Below are 24,549 nucleotides of genomic sequence, written 5' to 3' on the forward strand. Positions count from 1 at the left end.
GCCACTCCCGAAAACAAAAGACTGTTCGGCGAGTGTAGACGCTGTGGTCATTCGTCTCCTGGCGCCAACAACAGATTGGGTGCCAAACGCTGAAAGCCATCCTGGGCCAGACGCATGTCGAGCAACAGGCTGGCGAGATCCCCCGACAACGCTTCGGCGTCGGCATCGTTCTCCAGATAAAGCAGTTTCAGATAGGTGTTGCAGCTGGGGCAGACTTCGGCGCGCAACGGTGCTTGATTGGCGGCGTGGCGATCGTCCTCAAGGCTCAGGTAGTCGAGGCCTTTGCTTTGCTCGCAGTACACACACTTGACCCGCACCACATGCCATTCGCAGGCGCACAGGGAACACGCCAGATAGCGTAAACCGTTGTGCTTGCCGCGATGGCGGATGACACCGGCCATTGCCGGCGACCCGCAGGCCGGGCATTGGCTGAGGCTGTCGCCAGGTTTGAGTTTCAGGCTCGGCGCACTGAGTAACCAGTGACTCCACGCCACCTGCAACGCCGCGCCGAGAAACGGCACCAGTTGCGCCGGCACCATCGAATACTGGCCACTGACCAAGGCAACGGCCCAACTGCGCAACTGGCCAGGGTTGGCAGCGCGCAACGTGTTGACGGCATCGACCACAGCGAGTTGTGACGGCACATAACGTTGCAGCAAGGCCTCGAGAAAACTGTGCCAAGCGTCTTCGCGGATCAGCGTGTCGGCAGCGAACGGCGGCAAACCGTGTTGCTGACACGCTTCAATGCGCTGCGCATCGAATGGCGCCGCCAGTGGCGGATCGTCCATGACTTGTTGCTGTACCTGGCACAACCCGGCGATCAGGCGCAGATAATCGGCCAATGGATGCCCCTCGGCCAGTTGCTCCAGACGTTGGGCGCGCAGGGAAAACAGGTTATTCGGTGGCAAGTACAGAAACGGCGGCGAACTGGCCGCCGCTTCGATTTCTCCGGGTTCGAGAATGGTTGGCAAAAGTCAGCCCTTTTTCGTGGCCGGTCGTTCCGGCGTCTCTTTATGAAGATCATCGCGGGTGATGTCGCGATACCAGAGCTCATGGTGTTTCTTCGCCCAGGCGCGGCTGACCCAGCCATGCATCATCGCGTCGATCGAGCCCTTGATCCACAGCCCGGCGTAGATGTGAATGATGATGCTCAGGATCAACACAAACCCGGCCAGCGCATGCAACAGCATCGCCCAGCGGATCACGGTGATGCCGAAAAATGCGCTGAAATACGCGCGCCAGATCACTAGCCCGGTGAACAACAGCCCCAGCATGCACAGCAGTAAAGTCCAGAACAGCAGCTTCTGCCCGGCGTTGTACTTGCCCACCGGCGGCACGCTTTGCTCGTCGTTGACCAGCACCCGATCAATACGACGCAGCCACTTCCCGTCATTGGAGATAAAGACGTTCGCGCGCCAGAAACGAAACACCAGCCCAAGGAACAACAGAAACATCAGCACGCCCATGAACGGGTGCAGAATCCGCGTCCACGGCCCGCCGCCGAACAGGTTGCTCAGCCAGAACATCGAGGGATGAAACAGCGCCAGCCCGGACAGCCCGGCCATGAAGAACAGGATCGCCACCAACCAGTGATTGGTGCGCTGGTTGGCGGTGTAACGCAGGATCGTCTTGTTGCTCATGGCCGGTCCTCCCCGCGTGGATCGAAGGTGTGTACCGCAGGATCAACGACATGCACCGAAGCATCGGGAGGTGCCGAATGCTCGTCTTCTTCGACGCGGTTCGGCCCGATTCGCACATAGTGGAAGAACCCCGCCAGCACCGCCGCGCCCATGGCCAGCAAGCCAAGGGGTTTGCTGATGCCTTTCCACAGGCCCACCAAGGGACTGATGGCCGGGTTTTCCGGCAGCCCCGCATAGATTTTCGGCGTGTCGGCATGGTGCAGCACGTACATGACGTGGGTGCCACCAACCCCTAACGGGTCATACAGGCCAGCGTTTTCAAAGCCACGACTCTTGAGATCGACGATGCGCTCGGCGGCGTGCTCTTTCATGTCTTCCTTGGTGCCGAAAACGATAGCGCCGGTCGGGCAGGTTTTCACGCAGGCCGGCTCCAGCCCGACCGCGACCCGATCCGAGCACAAGGTGCATTTGTAAGCCTTGTGATCTTTCTGCGAGATTCGCGGAACGTCGAACGGGCAACCAGTGATGCAATAACCACAACCGATGCAGTGATCCTGATCGAAATCGACGATGCCGTTGGCGTGCTTGATGATCGCACCTGGGCTGGGGCACGCCGCCAGGCAACCGGGCTCGGCGCAGTGCATGCAGCCGTCCTTGCGGATCAGCCATTCGAGGTTGTCGGCGTCGGTTTCGTGCTCGGTGAAACGCATCAATGTCCAGGTTTCTGCGCTCAAGTCCTGCGGATTGTCGTAGGTACCGTAGTTGTGGCCAATATCGTCGCGCAGCTCGTTCCATTCCGAGCACGCGACCTGACAGGCCTTGCAGCCGATGCATTTGGTGGTGTCGATCAGCTTCGCCACCTCCTGCTGATTCCTCACCGACGGCGGCTGTGTGGTCGTGGCCGAGCGGGCAATGATGTCTTGGCTGGCCATTTATAGATTCTCCACTATAGCTTCTCCACGTTGACCAGGAATGACTTGGATTCCGGGGTCTGGGTGTTGCCATCGCCGAGGAACGGCACCAGGGTGTTGGTCAGGTATCCGTGACGCGTCAGCCCGGTGAACCCCCAGTGAAGCGGGATGCCGATCTGGTGCACTACCTGGCCATTGACCTGCAACGGACGGATTCTTTTGGTCACCACAGCCACCGCTTCAATGAAGCCGCGCTTGCAACTGACCCGTACCCGATCACCGGCAGCGATGCCCTTCTCTTTCGCCAGCACTTCGCCGATCTCGACAAACTGCTCGGGCTGGGTAATCGCGTTCAACTTGCAGTGCTTGCTCCAGAAGTGGAAATGCTCGGTGAGCCGGTAGCTGGTGCCCGCGTAGGGGAAATCCTTGGCCTCGCCGAGGCTGTCCCAGACCGAATCAAAGATCCGCGCCGCCGGGTTGCTGGTAGCGTTCTTGTTCTGCGGGTGCAGCGGATTGATGCCAATCGGCGTTTCGAACGGTTCGTAATGCTCGGGGAATGGCCCTTCGGTCATCTTGTCGACGGCGAAGAACCGCGCCACGCCCTCGGGGTTCATGATGAACGGGTTCATCCCGGCTTCTGGCGGTATGTCAGCCTTGTAGTCCGGCACATCGGTGCCGCCCCAGGTTTTGCCGTTCCACCACACCAAGCGCTTTTTCGGATCCCACGGCTTGCCAGCAACGTCCGCCGACGCGCGGTTGTAGAGAATCCGCCGGTTGGCCGGCCAGGCCCACGCCCAGCCCAGATGCTGGTGCATGCCATAGGGGTCGGCATTGTCACGCCGGGCCATCTGGTTGCCGGCCTCGGTCCAACTGCCGGCAAAAATCCAGCAGCCGGACGCGGTGCTGCCATCGTCCTTGAGCTGGGCGAACCCGGCCAGTTGCATATTGCCCTTGATCGTCGCGCCGCTGGCATCGTTGAAGTCTGTCGTGGCGTAGCCGTTTATCTCCTTGGCGATTTCCTCGGGGGAAGGTTCAGTGGCAATTTTGTAGGGCCAGGACAGTTTCAACAGCGGATCGGCGAAAGTGCCACCGTTTGCCGCATAGCGCTGGCGCAGACGCAGGAACAACTCGCTCATGATCTGGATGTCCGTGCGCGCTTCGCCGGGTCCATCCGCCCCCTTCCAGTGCCATTGCAACCAACGACTGCTGTTGACCAGCGAGCCATCTTCTTCGGCAAAGCAGGTGGTTGGCAGGCGGATCACTTCGGTCTGGATGTCGGCGCTTTTCACATCGTTGTAAGGGCCGACGTTTTCCCAGAACTGCGAGGTTTCGGTGGCCAGCGGGTCCATCACCACCAACCATTTCAACTTGGCCAGTGCCGCCATCACCCGGTTCTTGTCCGGCAGCGCGGCAATCGGGTTGAACCCCTGGCACATGTAGCCGTTGACTTTGCCCAGACTCATCAGGTCGAACATCTTGAGGATGTCGTAATTGGGGATGTCGAGTTTCGGCAGGTAGTCGTAACACCACTGGTTCTCGACGGTGGCATTGGCGCCGTACCAGGCCTTCATCAGGCTGACGTGAAACTTGCTGTAGTTCTGCCAGTAGGACAACTGCCCAGGGCGCAGCGGTTTTTGCGTGCGTTTGGTGATGTAGGCGTTGTAGTCCTGCTCGGCGTCTTGCGGCAGCGTCAAGTAACCCGGCAGCAAGTTGGACAGCAAGCCCAGATCCGTCAGGCCCTGAATATTGGAGTGTCCGCGCAAGGCATTGACGCCACCGCCCGGCATACCCACGTTGCCTAACAGAAGCTGCACCATCGCCGCACTGCGAATGATCTGCGAACCGGTCGAGTGCTGTGTCCAGCCCAGGGCGTAGAGAATCGTCATGGTCTTGCCCGGCTGGGCGCACGTAGCAATTTCGCCCCAGATTTTTTGCATCGCATCGACCGGCATGCCGCAAATCTGGCTCGCCAGTTCGATGTTGTAGCGGCTGTAATGCTGCTTCATCAATTGATAGACGCAGCGCGGGTCCTGCAGCGTTGGGTCGATTTTGACGAAACCGTCCTCACCGATTTCATAGCCCCACCCGGACTTGTCGGTGTAACTGCGCTTGGCCGCATCGTAGCCACTGAAAATCCCATCTTCGAAGCCGTACCCGGCTTTGACAATGAACGACACGTCGGTGTAGTTGCGCACGTATTCGTGCTGGATCTTGTCCTCGGTCAGCAGGTAATTGATCAACCCGCCCATGAAAGCAATGTCGGTGCCGGTGCGGATCGGGGCGTAATAATCGGCCACCGACGCCGTGCGGGTAAAACGCGGATCGACCACGATCAGCCGCGCAGCGTTATGCGCTTTGGCTTCGGTCACCCATTTGAAGCCGCACGGATGGGCTTCTGCTGTGTTGCCGCCCATCACCAGAACCAGATTCGCGTTGGCGATATCGGTCCAGGTATTGGTCATGGCACCACGGCCGTACGTCGGGGCAAGACTTGCCACCGTCGGGCCGTGTCAGACACGCGCCTGGTTATCGAACCCCAACATGCCGAGACTGCGGATGACCTTGTGCGTCATGTACCCCGCTTCGTTGGACGAAGCGGAAGCCGCAAGAAACCCGGTGGTGAGCCAGCGATTGACCGTTTCGCCTTTTTCGTTCTGCTCGACGAAATTGGCGTCGCGGTCGGCTTTCATCAAGTCGGCGATGCGATCCAGCGCTTGATCCCAACTGATCCGCGTCCACTCGCTACTGCCTGGCTTCCGCGTTTGCGGATACAACAAGCGGCCCGGGCTGTGAATGAAGTCCAGCAGGCCCGCGCCTTTTGGACAGAGGGTGCCACGGTTGACCGGGTGGTCGGCGTCGCCCTCGATATGGATGATATTTTGCGCGACGTTCTTCGCAGCATCGCCCTGGCTGTACATGATCAAACCGCAACCGACCGAGCAATACGGGCAGGTGTTGCGGGTTTCATGGGTGTGGGCAAGCTTGAAGTGGCGCACCTGCTCGGCGAAGGCAAGCGTCGGGGCCATGCCCAACGCGCCCAGGCTTGAGCCTGCAAGGCCGATACCGACGACCTTGAAGAACTGACGACGGCTGAGATCCATCGTGCACTCCTGATCAGGTGAAACCCGGTAATGGTGCCGGGTTGTATCTGGACAATCACGGTTGCGGCAGAATGACTGCCGGCTTTTTCACTGTAGACAAAGACCCTGCCACCTGTGTGAAAACCGACCGTCGGCCGGTTGTCGAGCGACCTCATGGCTTCATCCAAAACCTCACGGGCGCTGGTTTGCCAGCGATAGCGGTTTGTCATGCCCCCTCAATATTGACTGTGCCGAAGCCATCGCGGGCAAGCCAACTCCCACCGGGATCGTGTTGGGCTTAGAATGGCCGACAGAATTAACCCCGCCTTCACGAGACCGCGCATGACTTTTGACTTTGATCAGGTATTCGACCGCCACAACACCGGCAGCACCAAGTGGAGCCGCTATGCAGCCGACGTGTTGCCTATGTGGGTCGCTGATATGGATTTCGCCGCGCCACCGGTTGTCATCGAGGCCCTGCAGCAGCGCTTGCTGCATCCGTTGGTGGGTTACAGCGTGGCCCAGGACAACCTGCGCGAAGCCATCGTTGCCGACCTCTGGAACAAATTCGCCTGGCAGGTCAAACCGCAAGAGCTGATCTTCCTGCCGGGCGTTGAGTCGGGCTTCAACATGGCGCTCAAAGCCTTGGTTCAGTCTCAGCAGAACGTCGTGGTACAAGTGCCGAACTATCCGCCGCTGCGTCACGCGCCGGGCCATTGGGGCTTGAACAAGGTTGAGCTGGAATTCACGCCGCAGGCCGACGGCACCTACGCCACACCACTGGATAGCCTGCGTGATTCGCTGAACGGCGGCGGCGCCCTGCTGTTGAGCAACCCGCACAACCCGATCGGCAAAGTGTTCGGCCGCGAAGAGTTGCAAGCGGTGGCGGACATCTGTGTTGCGCAGGACGCCTGGATCATCTCCGATGAAATCCACGCCGAACTGTGCTTCGACGGTCGCGTACACATTCCGACCGCGTCCCTGAGCCCGGAAATCGCTCAGCGCACCATCACCCTGATGTCAGCGAGCAAGGCTTACAACATCGCCGGCCTCAAAACCTCGTTCATGATCATTCAGGACGCCGCGCTGCGTGAACGCGTCAACCATGCCCGTTGCGGCATGGTCGACAGCGTCAATCCGCTGGGCATGGAAGCGACTCGCGTGGCCTACAGCGAAGCCGGCCCATGGCTCGCCGAGATGAAAACCTACCTGCAGGCCAACCGGGATTATCTGGTTGAGGCCGTGCGCAGCCGCTTGCCGGGCGTGACCATGAATGTGCCGCAGGGCACTTATCTGGCCTGGCTCGATTGCTCGGCGCTGGATCTGGCCAACCCGCAGCAGTTTTTCCTTGAGCAGGCCAAGGTAGGGTTGAGCGCCGGTCTGGATTTTGGCGACCACAGCCAACAGTTCGTACGCCTGAACTTTGGATGCCCGCGATCAATGCTCGAAGAAGGTATTGCGCGCATGGAGCGGGCACTGGCCAACCGCTGAATCTGAAAGCATCGCGAACCTGCTGCACGGCATCAGCGCACAACCGATCCTTGCCGGCCCTGAACAACGCAAAAACCAAAAACCGAAAGTCTTCAGCAAAAAAATGGATCTCTCGCGGATTCTCAGTGGTCACAACCATAACCCCTCGCCGGGTGTCACCGGCGGGGCCCGGCAGGTTCGGTTCCCGTTTGGCAAAAGGCCTATGAAAAGGAACCCCGAAGATTAAGGTTATGGTCATGAAAGAATGCTCGACTCCTGCGCAAATCAAGGCATGCAGGGCTTTGGCCCTGGAACGCAATCGTCAATTGTTCGAAGAAGCGCAGGCGCTGAATCGAGCGTCGCATGAATTACTCGAAGCCGGGCAACTGGATCTCGAACAGTTTGAGCACTACAGGGCCTTGCGCCGAAAAGCCGATGTGAAGTTCGCCGATGCCATTGAGCACCTGTGCGTATTGAATGAAGATTTCCCGCCGATTCCGATGTCGGTACAGAACTCGCAGGGGTTGCGTCGCCAGCTTGAGACCAGTTGATGATCAAACGACAAAGAAAAGCCCGGCCTTCGTCGCCGGGCTTTTCTATGTCGTTTGATCAGCTCCCCGGATTCGTGAACTGTATGTACACCGAATAACTGCCCAGCAGCACCCAAAACGTCGCAAAGATCCACGGCGTGCGCAGAGAAAACAGCAACGACTTGCGATAGCCCTTATGACTGGATTCCGTTTCACTGAACAGCGGTGACTCGTCATAGGCCAAGCCCATCAGCGGCTCGCTGAGCAATAAATGGCTTTGCTTGAAGTGCCAGTGATCAATGATCTCGTACGCCGCACGAATCCCCGGCCAGGCGTTGAGCGAACTGAGCAGCCCGAGTAGCGCCAGAAACGCCGGCACCACCAGGGTAAACAACTTGCCCCACTCCGGATTGAGGTTGGACATGCACGAAGCAAAGGCAATCACCAGAAACGACTGTGCGGCCAGATAAGCGTCAGTGCGATTGGCGAGAATGCTGGTTTCGTACTGGATCTCCCGGCGATAGAAATCCAGCCGTTCCTTGGGCGAACCGAACATCTTGGCGTCATGTTCGGTCAGGGTTTCTTCAGCGGTCGGCTGGGTCAATATGCGAGACAAGGGACGCACGCTCCGGAGCGGGGGGAACCGTTTAGAAGCATCGCGTTACGCACTAGTTCAGACGGATTTACCGGGGCGTCATTCAATCCGGTTGCGCAGGCGCTTCGTTATGGATGGCCCACCAGCGTGGCAACAACTGTTTGATCCGACTCTCGGCAAAGCGGTCGTCGATCAGCATCACCATGCCGCGATCCTCGCGGGTGCGGATCACGCGCCCGGCCGCCTGGACGACTTTCTGCACGCCAGGGAACAGGTAGGTGTAGTCGTAACCGGCACCGAAAATCGCCGCCATGCGTCGTTTCAACTGTTCATTGACCGGATTGAGTTGCGCCAGTCCCAGCGTGGCGATGAACGCGCCGATCAGCCGAGCGCCCGGCAAGTCGATACCCTCGCCGAAGGCTCCGCCCAAGACCGCAAAGCCAACGCCCTGACTCTCGGCGGTGAATTGATCGAGAAAGGCCTGCCGCGCCCCTTCGACCATGCCTCGCGACTGCTGCCACAGGGTGATAGTTGGGTGCCGTTCGGCCAGTAACATTGCCACCTGTTGCAGGTAATCGAAACTGCTGAAGAACGCCAGATAGTTGCCCGGACGCTCGCTGAACTGCTGGGCGATCAGTTCGACAATGGGCTCCAGCGATGCCTGACGATGATTGAAGCGGGTCGAAATCCGGCTGATGACCTGCACCTGCAACTGCTCGGCGCTGAACGGCGACTCGACGTCAATCCATACGGTGTCGGCCGGCGTGCCGAGCAAATCGGCGTAATAGTGGCGCGGGCTCAGCGTGGCGGAAAACAGCACGCAGCTTCGCGCCGCTTTCAGGCGCGGGCCAATGAACGCCGCCGGCACCACGTTGCGCAGGCACAGTTGCGATAGCGGGCGTTTACGATCGAGGTCGCGCTTACTGATGTCGAACAGGTAATGCGCGTCATACAGTTCCGCCACCCGGGCAAATTGCAGCAAATCGAAGTAGAAGTTCTGCAATCCACTGTCGAGCCCTTGCGGATGATCATTGAGGTAGTCGCCAATGGCTGCGCTACACAGGGCGATCGCCTGCAGGAGTTTTTCCGGGGCCTTGTCATAGGCCTGATACGGCGCCAGTTGCGGCGCCTGCAACGCATTCCACTCACGGTTGACCCGTTGCAGGGATTTTTTCAGTGCTTGGGGGGCCGTTTTGCGAACGCTGCCCAGCGTGGCTTGATCGAGACTGGCGCTGTACATCTGCCGCCCGCGCTCAACGAGGTTGTGTGCTTCGTCGGCCAGGACCGCCACCTTCCACTGATTGAGCTGAGCGAGGCCGAACAGCAACGCGCTGAAATCGAAGTAATAGTTGTAGTCGGCGATCACCACGTCCGCCCAGCGGGCCATTTCCTGACTCAGGTAATACGGACACACCGAATGCTGTGCAGCGACTTCACGCATCGCCGCTTGATCGAGCCGGCGGATTCGACTGGCGGCTTCACGGGCGGCCGGCAAGCGATCATAAAAGCCCTGGGCCAACGGACAGGACTCGCCGTGACAGGCCTTGTCCGGGTGTTCGCAGGCCTTGTCCCGAGCAACCATCTCCAGCACGCGCAAGGGCAAGGTGGCCGATTGATCGAACAACACCTGACTGGCGTCCAGCGCCAGTTTGCGCCCCGGTGTCTTGGCGGTCAGAAAGAACACTTTGTCCAGTTGCTGCGGTGCCAACGCCTTGAGCACCGGGAACAGCGTGCCGAGGGTTTTGCCGATCCCTGTGGGCGCTTGCGCCATCAGACAACGGCCTGTGCTGATAGCCTTGAAGACCGATTCCGCCAGATGGCGTTGCCCCGGACGAAAATCCGCATGGGGAAACGCCAATTGCTGCGCGGACAGATTACGCGCCTCGCGATGCGCCATTTCCTGTTCGGCCCAACGCAGGAACAAAGCGCATTGCTGCTCAAAAAAAACCTGCAAGGCCTGGGCGCTGAACGCTTCCAGCAGGCAGGTTTCCTTCTCGCTGACGATGTCGAAATACACCAACGCCAGATTGATCTGCTCAAGTTGCAGTTTGCAGCACATCAGCCAGCCGTAGACCTTCGCCTGCGCCCAGTGCAACTGGCGGTGATTGGCCGGTTGTTTGCTCAGATCGCCGCGGTAGGTTTTGACTTCTTCGAGGCAGTTTTGCGCCGGGTCGTAGCCATCCGCCCTGCCCTTGACCTTCAACTGGCGGAACTCACCTTCCAGTGCCACTTCGCTTTGATAGGTGTCGCTGCGCCTGGACGCGACGGTGCGATGGCCGGCCATGCCTTCGAGTGCCGTCGGTGACGGCGTGAAGCGCAGGTCGAGGTCGCCGGTCTTGGCGGTGAACTCACACAGCGCGCGCACCGCAACGCTGTAGCTCAAGCGCTCTGCTCCGCCCATTGCACGTAACACACGGCAACCGGCATCTGGTGTTGGTGGCAAAACTCCAGCCAGCGCAGTTGGTTGTCCTGCAAGCGGTCGCCAGGACCTTTGACTTCGATCATTCGATAGGTTTTGTGCTGCGGCCAGAACTGGATCAGGTCCGGCATGCCGGTACGGTTGGCTTTGATGTCGAGCAGCAAACGCTGGAACCAGTGTTTGAGGTGTTCGGCGGGCAGGCAGGCCAGCGCCTGCTCCAGTAATTCTTCATTCAATGCGCCCCAGAACACGAACGGCGACTGTATGCCCCACTTGGCGACAAAGCGCTCGCGGATGGTTACGGCATAACGGCCGTCCTCCAACTCCGCGAGGCAGGCTTGAAACACGTCGGCGCGGCGTTGCTGGAAGTCTTCATTGAGCAGGTCCACCGGCCCGCGCTGAAACGGGTGAAAGAACGCCCCCGGCAACGGCGCGAATATCGCCGGCCAGCAGAGCAGCCCGAACAATGAGTTGATCAGGCTGTTTTCAACGTAATGCACCGGGCCTTCTTCGTCATGCAAGTGCGCCTGCACGTAATACTCCACCGACAGCGCGGGATCGCTGCGCGGCAACTGCAGATCCAGGCGCTCCACTGGTTTCGCCACCGCACGTTTGAGCGGCGGGCCACCGAGTTTGCGTCGCAACCGCGGCAAAATCCGTTGCAGGCCTTGCTGCTCGGCAGCGCTTTCGGGTGTTTGTTCGGCGAGCGTGGCGAGTTCCAGCGCCCGGCCGTATTCGCTGCAGCGTTCCAGTACGCGGATCATCCGCAAGCGAGCGCCGGGATAGGCGCAATCGCGATAGACAGTCAGGGCCAAAGCAAACTCGCTGATGCGTTCGCAGTATTGGGCGATCTGGAACAACACCTTGCCGCGTCGCCGTTGCAGCCAGGGGTTGTCGAAGTGCAAGGCGCTGACCTGCCCGACAATGGTTTCCAGTGGCTCACCGGCCTCGAAGCGCAATTGGCAGTGGTGCAGAAACAGACACGCGTCGACGTCCTCACGGCTGCGCAGACCACGGGAATCGGCGCAGAACTCGACTTTTTCGTAGGTAAAGATGCCGAGGTCAGCCAACACGAATTCGGACCAGTCCTGATACAGGTTGCCGAAAAACATCAGTCGCAAGCGATCGCACAGGCCCATGATGGTCAGGCTGAACAAGCGCTCAGCCAGCAGAGGCGCCCAATCGCGCAGGCTTCTGGCTTCGGTGAACTGCTCGGCGAGCAGCGGCAGCCAGTCGTCCTTGCGGCCCTTGGGTTGCTCGATAAAAGCGCCGAACGCTTGCAAAATCTCGGCCTTGAGCAACACATCGAACAGCTCAGCCATCGCCAATGGCGCGTGTTCGTCGAGCCAGCCGCAAGCCAGCAACGGTTGTGCCGCGCAGGCGATGTCGCCGATTTCCGCGTAACGGAGCTTGCCGGCACGAAAATGCACGCCCTTGCGCATCACCATCCGCACCAGCAAGCCCTGTGATGCGCGAGGCAACGATTTGAAGTCGCCGATGAACGCGTGCTCCGTTTCGCTCATCACATCGGCATAGCGAAGCTCAAGCCAATCAAGCACTTGCCGGAAGTTGTTGAGGTAATAGAACGGATCATCAAGGGGATTGGCAGTCACGGGAATTCAGGGCCACGGCGGACAAATACTGGTTATGCGTACAGATAACAGCTCTGCCCCACCCGGCGCAAACGGAAAAAGATAAATGGCATTTTTAACCGGTAAATAGAACTTTTCCCGGCGCGATGGCACCAACCGCCTAGGACACCGACAATGCTCGGTATCACGCGAAATGAGGAATTTGAGGTGGATATGAAAATCAAGACACTGGGCATCCCCCTGGCGGTAGCGGCCCTGCTGGCCTTGGGCGGTTGCTCGACCCAGACCGTGGTCACCCTGCAAAACGGCACTCAGTACCTCACCAAGGACATGCCGAAAACCGAAACCAACGATGGCTTCTACGAGTTTGAAGATATTTCCGGTGCGAAAGTCAAAGTACGCGCCGATGACGTGGCCACGGTGCGCAAGGAAGACTGACGATATATACCCTGCAGACGCAGCCTCGCTCCACTCGACAGCGCCTGCGGGAATTCGAGGCGATTATTGTTCGAGGGTCACGCCCGGGATGGTGTTTTCGCAACTGACGTATTGCCCGCCACGCCGGGCGAGTTCGTTCTGCAAGCGACGGCAACGCTCCAGATCCTGCAGCGCCATACGGTCCATGATGCGATTGCCGCTGCTTTGTGGACCTGTTTTTATCGTCACCAACGGCTGTTCGGGCTGGATCTGAAAGCGGCTTTTCTCTTCGACGGGTTCCACCACCTCGGTTTTAGCCGGGCTTGGCAGTTGATCGTCGGTCATTCCATAACGGCTGAGAATCGAGCTTTGAGGCAGATCGGCCCAGGCATTGGCCGAACTCAGCGCTAGCCCCACAAACCCGACATACCTCTTGAAACCTTTCACGTTTGAATCTCCTGTACTCAATGGCTGCCTGTACATGACGTGTGCGCACGTCCAGGCTTTAGTGCCGATTCCTGTTATTGCAGGATTGAGAGTCAGGTAGTGGCCAATGAGTCACTTTTTACCGCCGCGCTATTGGACTTCGCAAGCAAGCCCGCTCCCACAGGGAACTTGTGAGCGACACAGATCCAGTGTGGGAGCGGCGTGCTCGCGAAGGGGCCCTTACAGGCCCCTCAAAAACATCAAGCGATCACAATCCCATCGCCACTCAAGCTATTGAGCGACACCCCGACCAACGTCACCGAATCACTGCCAAACGTCAGCAGCGTGTCCTGCCCCACCGATGAGGCATGTGCGCGGAAGTCTTCGTTGGGCAAAACACCCTGTACGCCGAAGAACACCAGTTTGTCGTTGGACGTAAAACCCACCACCCGATCCTGACCGAACGCACCGTTGAACACGAACGTATCGGCTCCGCCCCCCGATTCCATCAGGTCATTACCGGCGCCGCCGACAAATACGTCATTGCCCGCGCCGCCGATCAAATGGTCGTTGCCATCCAGGCCAAACAACCAGTCACCACCGGCATGTGCTTTAAGCGTGTCAGCACCATATGTGCCCTTCACACTGGATTCGTACGCCGTGACATTGTTGCCGACCTTCAGTCCGCTGGCCGTGACGCTGTGGGTGACATCATCCTTGAACAGGCCCCAGAGGAAACCTGGCTCCTTGGTGACGATGCTGCCGATGTCGCGGGTCAGGCTGATCCCGCCATTGGCATCGCGAATGTACAGATTGCCCGCGCCATCATTGGCGAAGTCGAACTTGTTCACCGATTGCTGCAGATCCAGGGTATTGCTGCCCTGCCCGCCAAGGATGATGTTGTAGCCGCCGCTGTCGCGGAAGGTGTCGTTGCCGGCGCGGCCCTCCAGATAGTCATTGCCACTGCCGCCCTGGATCAGATCGTTGCTGTCGCTGCCGATGATGAACGTGCTGCCCTTGTGGGTTTCGGCGTTGCGATTGAGATCCTGCACCCAGGTATTGGCCCGCGCCGGGTCCGACAGGTTGGCGACGATAATCGTCGAGTCCTTGCTGGTCAGGTCGTAGAACTTCGACTCGATGACCCGATTCATCCCGTCGCCATAGGCGGTGGGCAGGTGCGAGATCCAGGTTGGGATGTTGAGGATCGAGTACGGCAGCACATTCCACGCGTTCGAAGCGTAGTGGTCGTTGAAGCTGACGATGTTGTCGGTGGCCGATTCCTTGGGCGCATCGTGCACGCCGACAGAAGCGCCGGTGAACGTGGAGCCGTCGAGCGCGCGGAATACCGGGTCGTTCTCGTAGCCGACGTTGAGCACCTTGTCAGTGCTGCTTTGGGTCGGCGAGGCGTAGGCGATGTAGTTGGAATCGGCGAAGAACCCGCCCCACTTGCCGCTGCTCAAGTCCGCCATGCTGTTGACCGCGAGGCCACCGAGGCTGTGGCCGCTGACCAGCACGTCCTTGCCGCTGAGGCCGTTGGCCTTGGCGAACGCCACCACGTCATTGAGCAGATTGCCGAAGGCTTCGCCGACGTAGTTCTTGGCGTAGTCCTTGGGGCCGAATGCCGCGAGCAGGTCATTGATCACGTCGCCGATCGAGTCACCGATGAGGATTTCCCGCGGGCCGCTGGTGCCGCGAAAAGCAATGCCCAGTTCGGTGAGATGACCTTGTGCGTCGTATTTGCCGAGGATTTCGACTTGAGCGCTGGTGTAACCGGCCTTCTCGCCAAAGAAGGTTCCGCGCGCATCAGTCTTGCCGTCGTAGCCCAATTGCGAGGCGGTGATCGGCGTCCAGCCTGCCTTCTTCACCGCATCAAGCGCGAGTTTTTCCGAGTCGGGATTCCACGGAACACCGGGGATCACCCCTTGTGAATCGGTGCCACCAATCAGCGCGGTAACCAGTGTGGCCGGCAGGCCGAGACCGAAGCCGTTGTGCTGGTACCCGGCGGCAAAGCCGTTATCGAGGTTGTGGTAGGAATACAGCGTGATGGCCATGGCGTCACTGAACAACGCCTTGGAATCGGCTGTACCGAAGTTTTTGTAGTCATACACACCCATTGCCATTGCCTCTCTTTTTGTTGGAATTGTTCAGAGATAGCTCACAGCCAGGGCGCCCCTCGCGGGACGCCCCGGAGCATTTCAACACATCGTGCACATCGCTCTATGCGAGCAGGATCTAAGCGAATACGAACGCCGAGTCCGACAGGTTAGCCACTCCAACCCCGATCAGGGTCACGGCATAGTCGCCAATCTTCAGCACGGTATCGTTGCCAGTCTGCGCGACATGTTGCTTGTAGTCGTAGCCCTGGCCCGCACCTTCGACGCCCATGAACACCAGTTTGTCGTTGCCCTGATATCCGTTGATAGCATCAAAACCGAACGCGCCGCTGAACAGGAAGGTGTTGTTGCCACCCACTGCGGTCATCACGTCGTTACCGGCGCCGCCCACGAACGTCACATGGCCCTTGTCGCTGATCAGTTGGTCGTTGCCTCCCAGACCGAACAGCCAGTCACCGTCGGCCGTCGCGTGCAGCGCATTGCCGTACGCATCGCCGTTGAGCGAATGGTTGTACTGAGTGAGTTCGCTGCCATGAGTCAGCCCCTTGGCGGTGACGCCCCAGGTGATTTCCTTGCTGCCCCACCATGACCCCGCCTCCTTGCTCACCAGCGCGCCAATGTCGCGAGTCATGCTGATGCCGCCGTAGGCGTCGCGCACGTAAAGCGTGCCGTCACCGTCGTTGGCGAAGCTGAAGTTCTGCAACGGTTTGTGCAGCTCAAAGGTGTTGTGGCCCTGGCCGCCGAGCAGGATGTTGAAGCCGCCATCATCACGAAAACGGTCATCACCGCCCAAGCCTTCGAGGAAGTCGTTGCCCGCCCCGCCCTTGAGCCAGTCATTGCTGTTTGTGCCGATGATGAAGGTGCTGCCGGTGTGCGGTTCGCCGCTGCGCCCCAAGTCTTCGACCCAGGTTTTACCCCGGGATGACGCCTCCAGGTTGGAGACGATGATGGTCGAGTCCTTGCTGGTCAGGTTGTAGAACGTTGAGCCAATGACCCGATTCAAACCATCGGCATACCCCAGCGAACCATGCGCCGACCAGCTCAGCGGATTGATGATGCTGAACGGCACCAGATTCTGTGCGGTCGACGCGTAGTTGTCGTTGAAGTTGACGATATTGTCGGTGGTCGAATCATGCGGCTTGTCGTGTTTGCCCATCGATGCGCTGCTGAACGTGGTGCCGTCGAGCACGCGGAACACCGGATCGTTCTCGTAGCCGATGTTCAGCACGTGGGTACCGGTGCTGCTCTGGGTGGGCGAAGCGAAGGCGATGTAGTTGGCATCCTTGAAAAAACCGCCCCAGTGACTGGCGCTCAAATCCGCGACGCTGTTGACGCCGAGACCGCCAAGGCTGTGGCCGCTGATCAGCACGTCTTTGGCGGCGATGCCGTGAGCAATGGCAAACGTTGCGACAGCCTTGAGCAGGTTGTCGAAAGCGTTTTTGGCGTAGTTGCTCGCGTAATCCGACGGCCCGACGGCGGCCAGCAGGTTGTTTTTCAAGTCGCCGAAGGTGTCGCTGTAACCCAGCCCACCGGTGCCACGAAAGGCAATGCCGATACCAATCAACTGGCCGGCGGCGTCGTATTTGCCGAGTACTTCGGCCTCGGCGCTGGTAAAGCCGTCCTTCTCGCCGAAGAACGTTCCCTGCGCGCCAACGTTGCCCTGATAACCCAGCGCCGTCGCCGTGAGCGGCTTCCAACCGGTCGCCGGCAATGGCTGACCAGTCGGCGTGTAGGCGTATAGCGTCAGTGCGATGGCATCGCTGTACAACGCTTTGCCATCGGCATTTTTGTAATCAAACAGTCCCATGTTGTGCTCCCTCTTTCAAATCAGAACTGCCAGTCCAGAGTCAGGCCAACACCGTGGTCTTTCTCATTGGAACCGATCAGCCCGTTGTAATCCAGGTTGACCCGCACATCGCGATTGAGCGCCAGACCGGCACGCACGCCGACCACGGCAGCATCACGGTCCATCGACACGCTCTGCACGTTGAACGCACTGTTGCCGTTGGCGAAGGCCAGGTGACTCTCGGCATCAACGCTGCTCAGGTTGTGCTGCCAGCCCAGGCTCGCGCCCAGTTCCAGTTGGTGCTTGTCCGACAAGGCAAACGTGCGTTTGGCCCGTACACCGAGGGTCGACAGCACCACATCACGATTGTCTTCGCCGCCCTTCAATGCGGTGGCGTCACCCTTCTCGGTGAAGCTGTCGCTGTTCAGGTGCACGTAAGCCAGATTGGCGAACGGCTCCAGGTTCATCGGTTGCAGACGCAGATCGTAAGCCGCTTCCGTGAACAATTGCGCAGTGCTCGCATCGCGTTTGACCTTCTGCTTGCCGCTGACATCGCCCAATTGCAGGTCACGTTTCACATCGATGCGATGCCAGCTATACGCACCGCCAACGGTCAGGCGCAGCGCATCGATTTCATGGCCCAGATAGGCACCCAAGTGATAGCTGTCGACCGACGCCGAGGAGTGCGTGCCACTGCCCATGTTCAACGAGCTGTCGCTATAACCGGTCACGAAGCCCAGACGGGTATCGTCAGTTATCAAACCGTCAACGCCGGCCAGTAAACCGCCGATGGAGGTGGTGCTGTCGGCATTTTTGTACCCGCCGTCACTGCTCCCCCAAGACCCCAGCACCTTGACCCAAGCGTTGCTGCGATCGTCGGTCGGTGCATTGGCATTGAACAGATCACGTTCGCGCAGACGTTCACCCACGGCATCGCGCAGGTAACGGCTGTCGTTGATCAACAGGGTGCCAATGGCCGGGTGAATTTCACCGGACAACTGCTGGAACGCTTGCTGCGCCGCGGCCGCGTTTGGCGACAACAACAGCGTTTCGAACAGGGCATTGCCCGCCCCCAAACGCTCGGCAGCGGCACCGACGGCGCGCTGGTTAGGCGTCAGCCCCACGCTGGCGAACGATGCGTCGTTACGCCCCACCGCCAGTTGAATGCCACCTGCCGAGTAATCGAGGGTGCCACCGAGGAACGCGTAATCCGGCAGCACTTGCCCGAAGCGTCCTTCAATGCCGCCCGCCGCTTGCAGGATGTTGTATTGGGTGCCAAGCAGGCTTTTCACTTGGCCGGTGGTCAGCAGTGTCGGGCTGTTTTCCAGCGACATGCTCACCGTCGCCCCTTCGATCACAGCCTTGCCGGTCGCAATGATCTGGTCACTGCTGGTTGGCGACAACTCCACCGCGTAGGTCGAGCCCGGCGCGAAGGTCACATCCCCCGCCACGTTCAGGGTGCCGATGGAGTTGCCCGGTGCGACCGTACCGCCGCTTTTCACCGACAGCGCGCCGATGTGGCCGTTACCGCCGAGGATGCCGCCGTCATTCACGGTGACCGCCGATTGCAGCGACCCGTTAATTGCCAGGCGCCCCTGATTGACCAGGGTCGGGCCGCTGTAGGTGTTGTTGCCGGTCAGCACCAGCGTGCCGATGCCTTGTTTGGTCAAACCGCCGTGCCCGGAAATGTCGTTGCGCCAGGTATCGAGACCGCAAGTGATGTCGGTGCACACGCGTTCGGTGGGTTTGCCTTGGTCGATGATCGTGCCGATGCCGGGCAAATCCGCGACAAACTGGCCGGAGCCATAGGCGCCTTCGATACGGAATTCAGCCGGAATGTCCTGCTCGGTGACGAACATCGCCGGGCCATCAATGCCTTTGCGCAGGTTGATCATGCCCCAGCCGTACAAGGCGTCGATGCCCGGTGCGCCGAGGTCGGTGGCCGTGGTTCGCAAAACGCTGGCGACCTGATCGCCGGACATGTACGGGAAGCGCTCCATCAACACGGCCATGGAGCCGGCCACATGCGGCGCGGCCATTGAGGTGCCGTTGTAGTTGGCGTAGCCAGTGGTGAGGTTGTCAGCGTTGGTGCCACTGATGATCGAACTGTAGATCCGCGTACCCGGTGCCGAGACGCAGAAACTCGCGGTGTAACCGCAACGCGAAGAAAACGTACTGATGATGTACGGGTCGGGACTGGCCAGATTCGGGTTCTGTTGCAACGCCGCGACGGTGATCCAGTTCGGCGCAATGTCCGGGACGAAATAGCCGAGGCCAGCGATGGCGTCCGGGTTGTTGAGGTTGTAGTCGTTGCCGGCGGCGAATATCGTGACGATGCCGCTGCGTGCGGCAGCAATCGCACCGTCATAGGCACCGCCGGGCTTGGTGCCGAGCAGCGTGCGGATCTCGTTGAACTGCAATTGTGCGTCGTTGACCGTGAAGTGCGGGTACGCCGGGTCGCGGCCGCCGAGGTCGAAACGGTCGGTGATGCCGATGCCCCAACTGTTGTTGATGATCCGCGCACCGCTGGCGATCAGCGCATCCCAACCGGCCTTGTACACCGCGCCGTCGTTGCCGCGAACAATGCCGTCTTCCGGGCCGGGGTCGCCGTTGTCGGCACTGATGATTTGTGCGCCGAACGCCACGCCGTGCATCGGGCCGCCATCGCGACTGCCCGCCGCGATGCCGCCGACGTGGGTGCCGTGTGCGCCGAGCTTGCCGTTGGAGCCGACCGAGGGCGAACCGTCATAAAGGAACGTATCCCCGGCTTTGACCGGGATGTACGGGTCGGTGTATTGGCGAATACCCCGGGTGACCAGCGTGATGACTTTGTTGCTGCCGGAAAACTCCGGGTGCGCGGCGTACACCGGTTGGTCAAAGATCCCCAACTTGACGCCTTTGCCGGTGTAACCCGCGGCGTAGGCGTAATCGGCCCCGATAGCGCCCAGCCCCCAATCGGCCTGGAATTCGGCGCTGCGCCAACTGCTGGCATCGCCCGTGCGACCGTTTTCCACATAGGGTGCAGCCTGCGCTGTGCCCCAGGTGGTCAGTGCGCACAACACCGCGAAATTCAGGGTTTTAAGGGCGAAGCGACCACCCGTTTGCGCGCAGGTATTGTTGTTATTCATCCAGCGACCTTCCTTAGTGATGTTGCGAAAAATCCGTTTGTTCAGAACTGCCAGTTCAGACTCACGCCGACGCCGTGGCTCTTCTCGCGATTGGCCAGTTGTGCGTTGTAATCAAAATTCACCCGTACATCGCGGCTCAGCGCCAGGCTCGCTTGCACGCCGACGAGCGCGGCATCACGTACCAGCGCCGAACTCTCCACCGAGTAAGGCGTGCCCCCGCTGGCAAAGCGCAGGTGTTGCTCGGATTCGATGTCGCTCAGGCTGTGTTGCCAGCCGAGGTGGCCGCTCACATCCAGTGTCTGCTGAGCCGACAGATTGAAGGTCTTGATCGCCCGCACGCCGAGCGTGCTCAGCACCGCGTCACGCTGATCGCCCGAGCTTTTCAGCGCGGCGCCAGCGCCCTTCTCGGTAAAGCCCTCGCTGTCCAGATGCACGTAGGCCAGATTGGCAAACGGCTCCAGCGCGAGTGGCTGCAGGGCCAATCGATAAGCTGCCTCGCCAAACACTTGGGCGGTGCTCGCCTCCACCTTGGCTTTCTGTTTGGCGCTGACGTTGCCGTACTGCAAATCACGCTTCACATCGGCGCGATGCCAGCTGTAGGCCGCGCCGGTGCTCAAGCGCCACGCACCAATGTCATGTCCGGCGTAGGCACCCAGGTGGTAGCTGTCGACCTTGGCCGACGAATGCGTGCCCGACCCCATGCCAAGCGAACTGTCGCTGTAACCGGTGACCAGACCGATGCGGGTCTGCTCGTCCAGCACGCCGTCGACACCGGCCAGAACACCGCCAATCGACGTGCGGTAACCCGCCGTGTCATGACTCGAGTCGGTGCTGCCCCATGCACCGAGGCCTTTGATCCAGCCATTGCTTTGCGCAGCGCGGGGATCACGCAAACGCTCGGCCACCGCATCGCGCATTGGGCGGCTGTCGTTGATCAACGCCGAACCGAGAGCCGGGTAGATTTCGCCGCTCAGTTGCTGGAAGGCTTGTTGCGCGAAAGCCGCGTCTGTCGACAGCAGCACACTTTCGTAAACCGAGTTGCCCGCGCCCAAGCCTTCGATCGCAGCGGCCACCGCACGTTGATTCGGCGTTTGGCCTGCGCTGGCAAACGTGTTCGCGTTGCGTTCAACGTTGAGTTCAATACCACTGGCGGCGTAGTCGAGGCTGGCGCCGATAAACAGATAGTTCGGCAGCACAGCGCCGAACTGGCCCTCAATGCCACCGGCCGCTTGCAGGATGGTGTACTGGCGCCCGAGCAGGCTTTGCGCCTCGGCGGTACTGAGCAAGGTTGGGCTGTTTTCCAGTGACAGGCTAACGGTTGCGCCGCTGACGGTCGCGGTACCGCCGGCAACGATACGGTCGCTGCTGGTGGGCGACAGTTCAACGGCATACGTCGAACCCGGTGCGAAACTGACATCGCCGGCCACGTTCAAGGTGCCGATGGAATTGCCAGGCGCCACCCGGCCACCGCTGTTGGCGGTCAATGACGCGACCCGGCCGGCACCGCCAAGCGTGCCGCTGTCGTTCACGGTGACGGCTGAAGTCAGCGAACCGTTGACCGTCAGCAAGCCGCCGTTGATTGTGGTGGCGCCGCGATAGGTGTTTTCCCCGGTGAGGATCAAACGCCCGGCGCCGGACTTGATCAGGCTACCCTGGTACACGCGCCCCGCTGCTGCCGCGTCGCGAGCAGTGCCCACCGCGTAATCGGTTTGATCCTGTTGACTGGCATTCGCCCCGACACCGTTCTGCCAGCCCTTATCCCGCAAGGTTTGCTGCCAGGCACTGTGTTCGGCAAGGTCTTCGCTTTGGCGCTGAATCAATGCCTTGTCGGAGATGTCGTTGCTCCAGACATCGCTCTGTCCGCCCGCCAGACTGGCGTCGAACGTGCCGAGTAACTGCCCCGGCCCGTGCATCGCCCGGTTCAGGTTGGCCACCCCCCAACCGACTCGCTCGCTGGGCGCATCGGTCACCGAACCATCGAGTTGCGTGGCGGTGGTCAGCAGCGTTTCGAGCGCCTGCTGATTGTTCATGTACGGGTAACGCTCCATCACCAGCGCCAGTGCCCCGGTCGCGTGCGGCGCCGACATCGAAGTGCCGGACTTGATCGCGTAACCACTGCCGGGAACGGTGCTGTCGATCTTCGCCCCCGGCGTGGTGATGCACCAGTATTTGGCGACGCCGCACTGGTTGTACTTCTGCTGATTGCTTTGATCCAGGCCCGACACCGCCAGCCAATGACCTTCAAGATCCGGCTGAAAGTACGGCAGCGTCGAGCGCACGCTGGCGTTCGGATAGCCACTGTTGCCGGCACTGAACACGTTGATCACACCGCGTCGCGAGACGTCGGCAGCCGCGTCGAGCCAAGTGCCTTTGTTGAAGTGCTGGGCATAGGCCGCCTGCAAATCGGCGAGTGTGCGGTAACTGACATCCGGCGGCTGGCTGCCCCAACTGTTGTTGATCGCCCGCACACCCGCATCGGCCAGAGCGTCATAAACCGCTTTGAAATAGCGTGGATCGGGATTGGGGCCGAACAGGAATCGGTCGTTCTTGTTGGTGTTGCCGACGTAGATCTGCGCGTTGTACGCCACGCCGTGCATGCCCGTGCCATCACGGGCCGCCCCCATCGTGCCGACGACGTGGGTGCCATGGGCGTCGTTGTTGGGGTTGACGTTGCCGTCGATGCTGAACAGTGCGCCGTCGATGTAGCTGCCGCTGGCCTGCACCGGGTGATAACGGTCAGGGGCAAACTCGGGATGGGCAGCATCGAAACCGGAGTCGAGCGCGCCAATCTTGACGCCCTTGCCGGTGATGCCGGCGGCGTAGGCTTGATCGGCCTGCATGCGATCGAGGCCCCAATCACGCAGAAATTCGGTGCTACGCCAACTGGCGGGATCGCCGGGTTTATCAGGTTCCAGGTATTGCGCCTGGGCCTGAGCGATAGAAACAGCGAGCAACAGCGTGCCGACCGCTGCCGGCTTGATGTGTACGTCCATGTTCACGACTCACTTTTATTGTTCTATGCAGGTTCTTCTGCGGTGTTGCTTAGAGCCCTCACTCAGCGCTTCCCAGAGGCTTAGGATCAGGGCTGATGAGCAACAACAAACGCCTCATCCACCCGAGCCAGATCCTGCTCGCTCAAGGTGCCGGCGTAGTAATGCAATTTGGTCCAGGCCATCAAATAGTCGTACCGCGCCTGCGCCAGATCGCGGCGGGTGGTAAACAGTTGTTGCTCAGCATTCAACGCATCCAGATTGGTGCGTTCGCCGCCGAGGATGCTCTGCTTGGTCGACAACACCAGCGCTTCGGCCGACGTCAGCGCCTTTTGATAAGCACGCAATTTATTCACCCCGGACAGGCAGGCATTGAACTGACGGCGCAGTTCAATCAGCGTCTCACGGGTCTTGCCGTCCAGTTCGTATTCGGCCTGTTCCATGGTACGGCTGGCCTGACGTGTCGAGGCCGACACACCACCACCCGCGTACAAAGGCACGCTCACTTCAAAACCAATGGTGTTGGTGTCATAGCGCTGGTTGTAAGTGTTGCCGCTTTCCGATTCGTTCTGGCGCACCGTCGCGTACGCGCTGACCTTGGGCAGATGCCCGGCGCGATTACGTTCCACTTCATAGCGTGCCACTTCGACTGCCTGACGTTGCGAGGCCAGGTTCGGATTGTTGCTGATTGCCAGTTCGTGCCAAGTGTCGTAATTGGCGGGTTGCAGTGCAAAGGTCTGGAAACTCTGATCCAGCGGCGCCAGATCGCTGATGTCCACAGCCGGCACACCCACCAGCGCCCCCAACTCACGCAACGCGGCGTCCTGCTCGTTGTGCGCTTCGATTTCTTCGGCGGTCGCCAGTTCATAGCGCGACTCGGCTTCAAGAATGTCGGTGCGCGTGCCCTCGCCCTGCTTGAACATGTGCTCGTTTTGCTGGAATTGCTGCTCATAGGCCTTCTTCTTGGCCTGAGCAATGTCGATCTGATCCTGAGCAAACAAGGCTTTGGTGTAGTTATCCAACACCCGCACCAGCAGTTCCTGGCTCCTGCCGCGAAAATTCGCGTCGGCAAACAGCGCCTGCGCAACACCTTTGCGATAGGCCGCATACGCTTCGTAATCCAGCAACGGCTGTTGCAGCGTCAGGCTCGAGCCGTAACTGTTGTAGTTGCGGTTCTCGGTATAGTTGCCGCGCTCATTAATTTGCGTGACCTTCGAGGTATTGTGGCCCTTGTTGTAGTTGTAACCGATTTTGGGCAACAGCCCGGCGCGACCAATGGCGCGGTTCTCAAGGCCCGCGTCGCGCTCCTTGATCGCCCCCAGGAACACTGGATCATTGCGCAGCGCCTGCTCGTAAACCTCGAACGGCCCCATCGCCGCCAGTGCACTGTTGCCCGCCAGCAGCGCAAACGCGGCCGTCAGCATGGAAAGCTTATTCATACAGCCGAACAT

At 60.0% G+C, this 24,549-nt stretch carries 16 protein-coding genes; 3 read left to right on the forward strand and 13 right to left on the reverse strand.

Going from position 1 to position 24,549, the window contains the following annotated elements; translation table 11 throughout:
• Positions 1–47 precede the first annotated feature (47 nt).
• The 4 genes from fdhE to fdnG are packed head-to-tail and all read right to left on the reverse strand — an operon-like array spanning position 48 to position 5,652.
• Entirely contained in the window at positions 48–971 is a 924-nt protein-coding gene (gene fdhE, locus K5E40_RS16715) for a formate dehydrogenase accessory protein FdhE (RefSeq protein WP_221731780.1), read from the reverse strand.
• 3 nt (positions 972–974) lie between these two features.
• Positions 975–1,640: a formate dehydrogenase subunit gamma gene (locus K5E40_RS16720; RefSeq protein ID WP_221731781.1), complete on the reverse strand. Its 666-nt coding sequence runs from the start codon at positions 1,638–1,640 to the stop codon at positions 975–977.
• Entirely contained in the window at positions 1,637–2,572 is a 936-nt protein-coding gene (gene fdxH / locus K5E40_RS16725) for a formate dehydrogenase subunit beta (RefSeq protein WP_221731782.1), read from the reverse strand. The genes K5E40_RS16720 and fdxH overlap by 4 nt, the downstream gene beginning before the upstream one ends.
• 14 nt (positions 2,573–2,586) lie before the next feature.
• Entirely contained in the window at positions 2,587–5,652 is a 3,066-nt protein-coding gene (gene fdnG, locus K5E40_RS16730; protein WP_221731783.1) for a formate dehydrogenase-N subunit alpha, read from the reverse strand.
• A 321-nt stretch (positions 5,653–5,973) separates the two neighbouring features.
• Between fdnG and K5E40_RS16735 the strand changes: the two genes are divergently transcribed.
• The gene (locus tag K5E40_RS16735) at positions 5,974–7,122 is read left to right on the forward strand and encodes a MalY/PatB family protein (RefSeq protein ID WP_221731784.1); all 1,149 of its coding nucleotides are present in this window, start codon (positions 5,974–5,976) and stop codon (positions 7,120–7,122) included.
• Positions 7,123–7,358: 236 nt separating this feature from the next.
• The gene (locus K5E40_RS16740) at positions 7,359–7,652 is read left to right on the forward strand and encodes a hypothetical protein (RefSeq protein ID WP_221731785.1); all 294 of its coding nucleotides are present in this window, start codon (positions 7,359–7,361) and stop codon (positions 7,650–7,652) included.
• 58 nt (positions 7,653–7,710) lie between these two features.
• Here the strand turns inward: K5E40_RS16740 and K5E40_RS16745 are convergent, their stop codons facing one another.
• The 3 genes from K5E40_RS16745 to K5E40_RS16755 all read right to left on the reverse strand — a co-directional run bounded on the left by K5E40_RS16745 (position 7,711) and on the right by K5E40_RS16755 (position 12,258).
• On the reverse strand, positions 7,711–8,247 hold the full coding sequence (locus tag K5E40_RS16745) for a hypothetical protein (RefSeq protein ID WP_221731786.1): 537 nt from the start codon (positions 8,245–8,247) through the stop codon (positions 7,711–7,713).
• An 82-nt stretch (positions 8,248–8,329) separates the two neighbouring features.
• A complete protein-coding gene (locus K5E40_RS16750; RefSeq protein WP_221731787.1) occupies positions 8,330–10,609 on the reverse strand; it encodes an ATP-dependent DNA helicase in 2,280 nt (759 codons plus the stop codon).
• Positions 10,606–12,258, reverse strand: a complete 1,653-nt coding sequence (locus K5E40_RS16755) for a VRR-NUC domain-containing protein (RefSeq protein ID WP_221731788.1) — start codon at positions 12,256–12,258, stop codon at positions 10,606–10,608. The genes K5E40_RS16750 and K5E40_RS16755 overlap by 4 nt, the downstream gene beginning before the upstream one ends.
• 192 nt (positions 12,259–12,450) lie before the next feature.
• Between K5E40_RS16755 and K5E40_RS16760 the strand changes: the two genes are divergently transcribed.
• Complete coding sequence (locus K5E40_RS16760; RefSeq protein WP_221731789.1) at positions 12,451–12,675, forward strand: YgdI/YgdR family lipoprotein; 225 nt, start codon at positions 12,451–12,453, stop codon at positions 12,673–12,675.
• Positions 12,676–12,738: 63 nt separating this feature from the next.
• Here K5E40_RS16760 and K5E40_RS16765 read toward each other — a convergent pair whose 3' ends face one another.
• From K5E40_RS16765 to K5E40_RS16790, 6 genes are all read right to left on the reverse strand, one after another.
• Positions 12,739–13,101, reverse strand: coding sequence for a hypothetical protein (locus K5E40_RS16765; RefSeq protein ID WP_221731790.1), 363 nt, complete (start codon positions 13,099–13,101; stop codon positions 12,739–12,741).
• A gap of 239 nt (positions 13,102–13,340) precedes the next feature.
• Positions 13,341–15,194, reverse strand: coding sequence for a polyurethanase (locus K5E40_RS16770; protein ID WP_221731820.1), 1,854 nt, complete (start codon positions 15,192–15,194; stop codon positions 13,341–13,343).
• A 118-nt stretch (positions 15,195–15,312) separates the two neighbouring features.
• Positions 15,313–17,001, reverse strand: a complete 1,689-nt coding sequence (locus K5E40_RS16775; RefSeq protein ID WP_221731791.1) for a polyurethanase — start codon at positions 16,999–17,001, stop codon at positions 15,313–15,315.
• Positions 17,002–17,021: 20 nt separating this feature from the next.
• The gene (locus K5E40_RS16780; RefSeq protein ID WP_221731792.1) at positions 17,022–20,108 is read right to left on the reverse strand and encodes an autotransporter serine protease; all 3,087 of its coding nucleotides are present in this window, start codon (positions 20,106–20,108) and stop codon (positions 17,022–17,024) included.
• 41 nt (positions 20,109–20,149) lie between these two features.
• Entirely contained in the window at positions 20,150–23,101 is a 2,952-nt protein-coding gene (locus K5E40_RS16785) for an autotransporter serine protease (protein WP_221731793.1), read from the reverse strand.
• A gap of 86 nt (positions 23,102–23,187) precedes the next feature.
• Positions 23,188–24,549 (reverse strand): TolC family outer membrane protein, encoded by a 1,362-nt coding sequence (locus K5E40_RS16790; protein WP_221731794.1) that lies wholly within the window; start codon positions 24,547–24,549, stop codon positions 23,188–23,190.

The organism is Pseudomonas baetica (assembly GCF_019733355.1).
GTDB classification, from domain to species: domain Bacteria; phylum Pseudomonadota; class Gammaproteobacteria; order Pseudomonadales; family Pseudomonadaceae; genus Aquipseudomonas; species Aquipseudomonas baetica_A.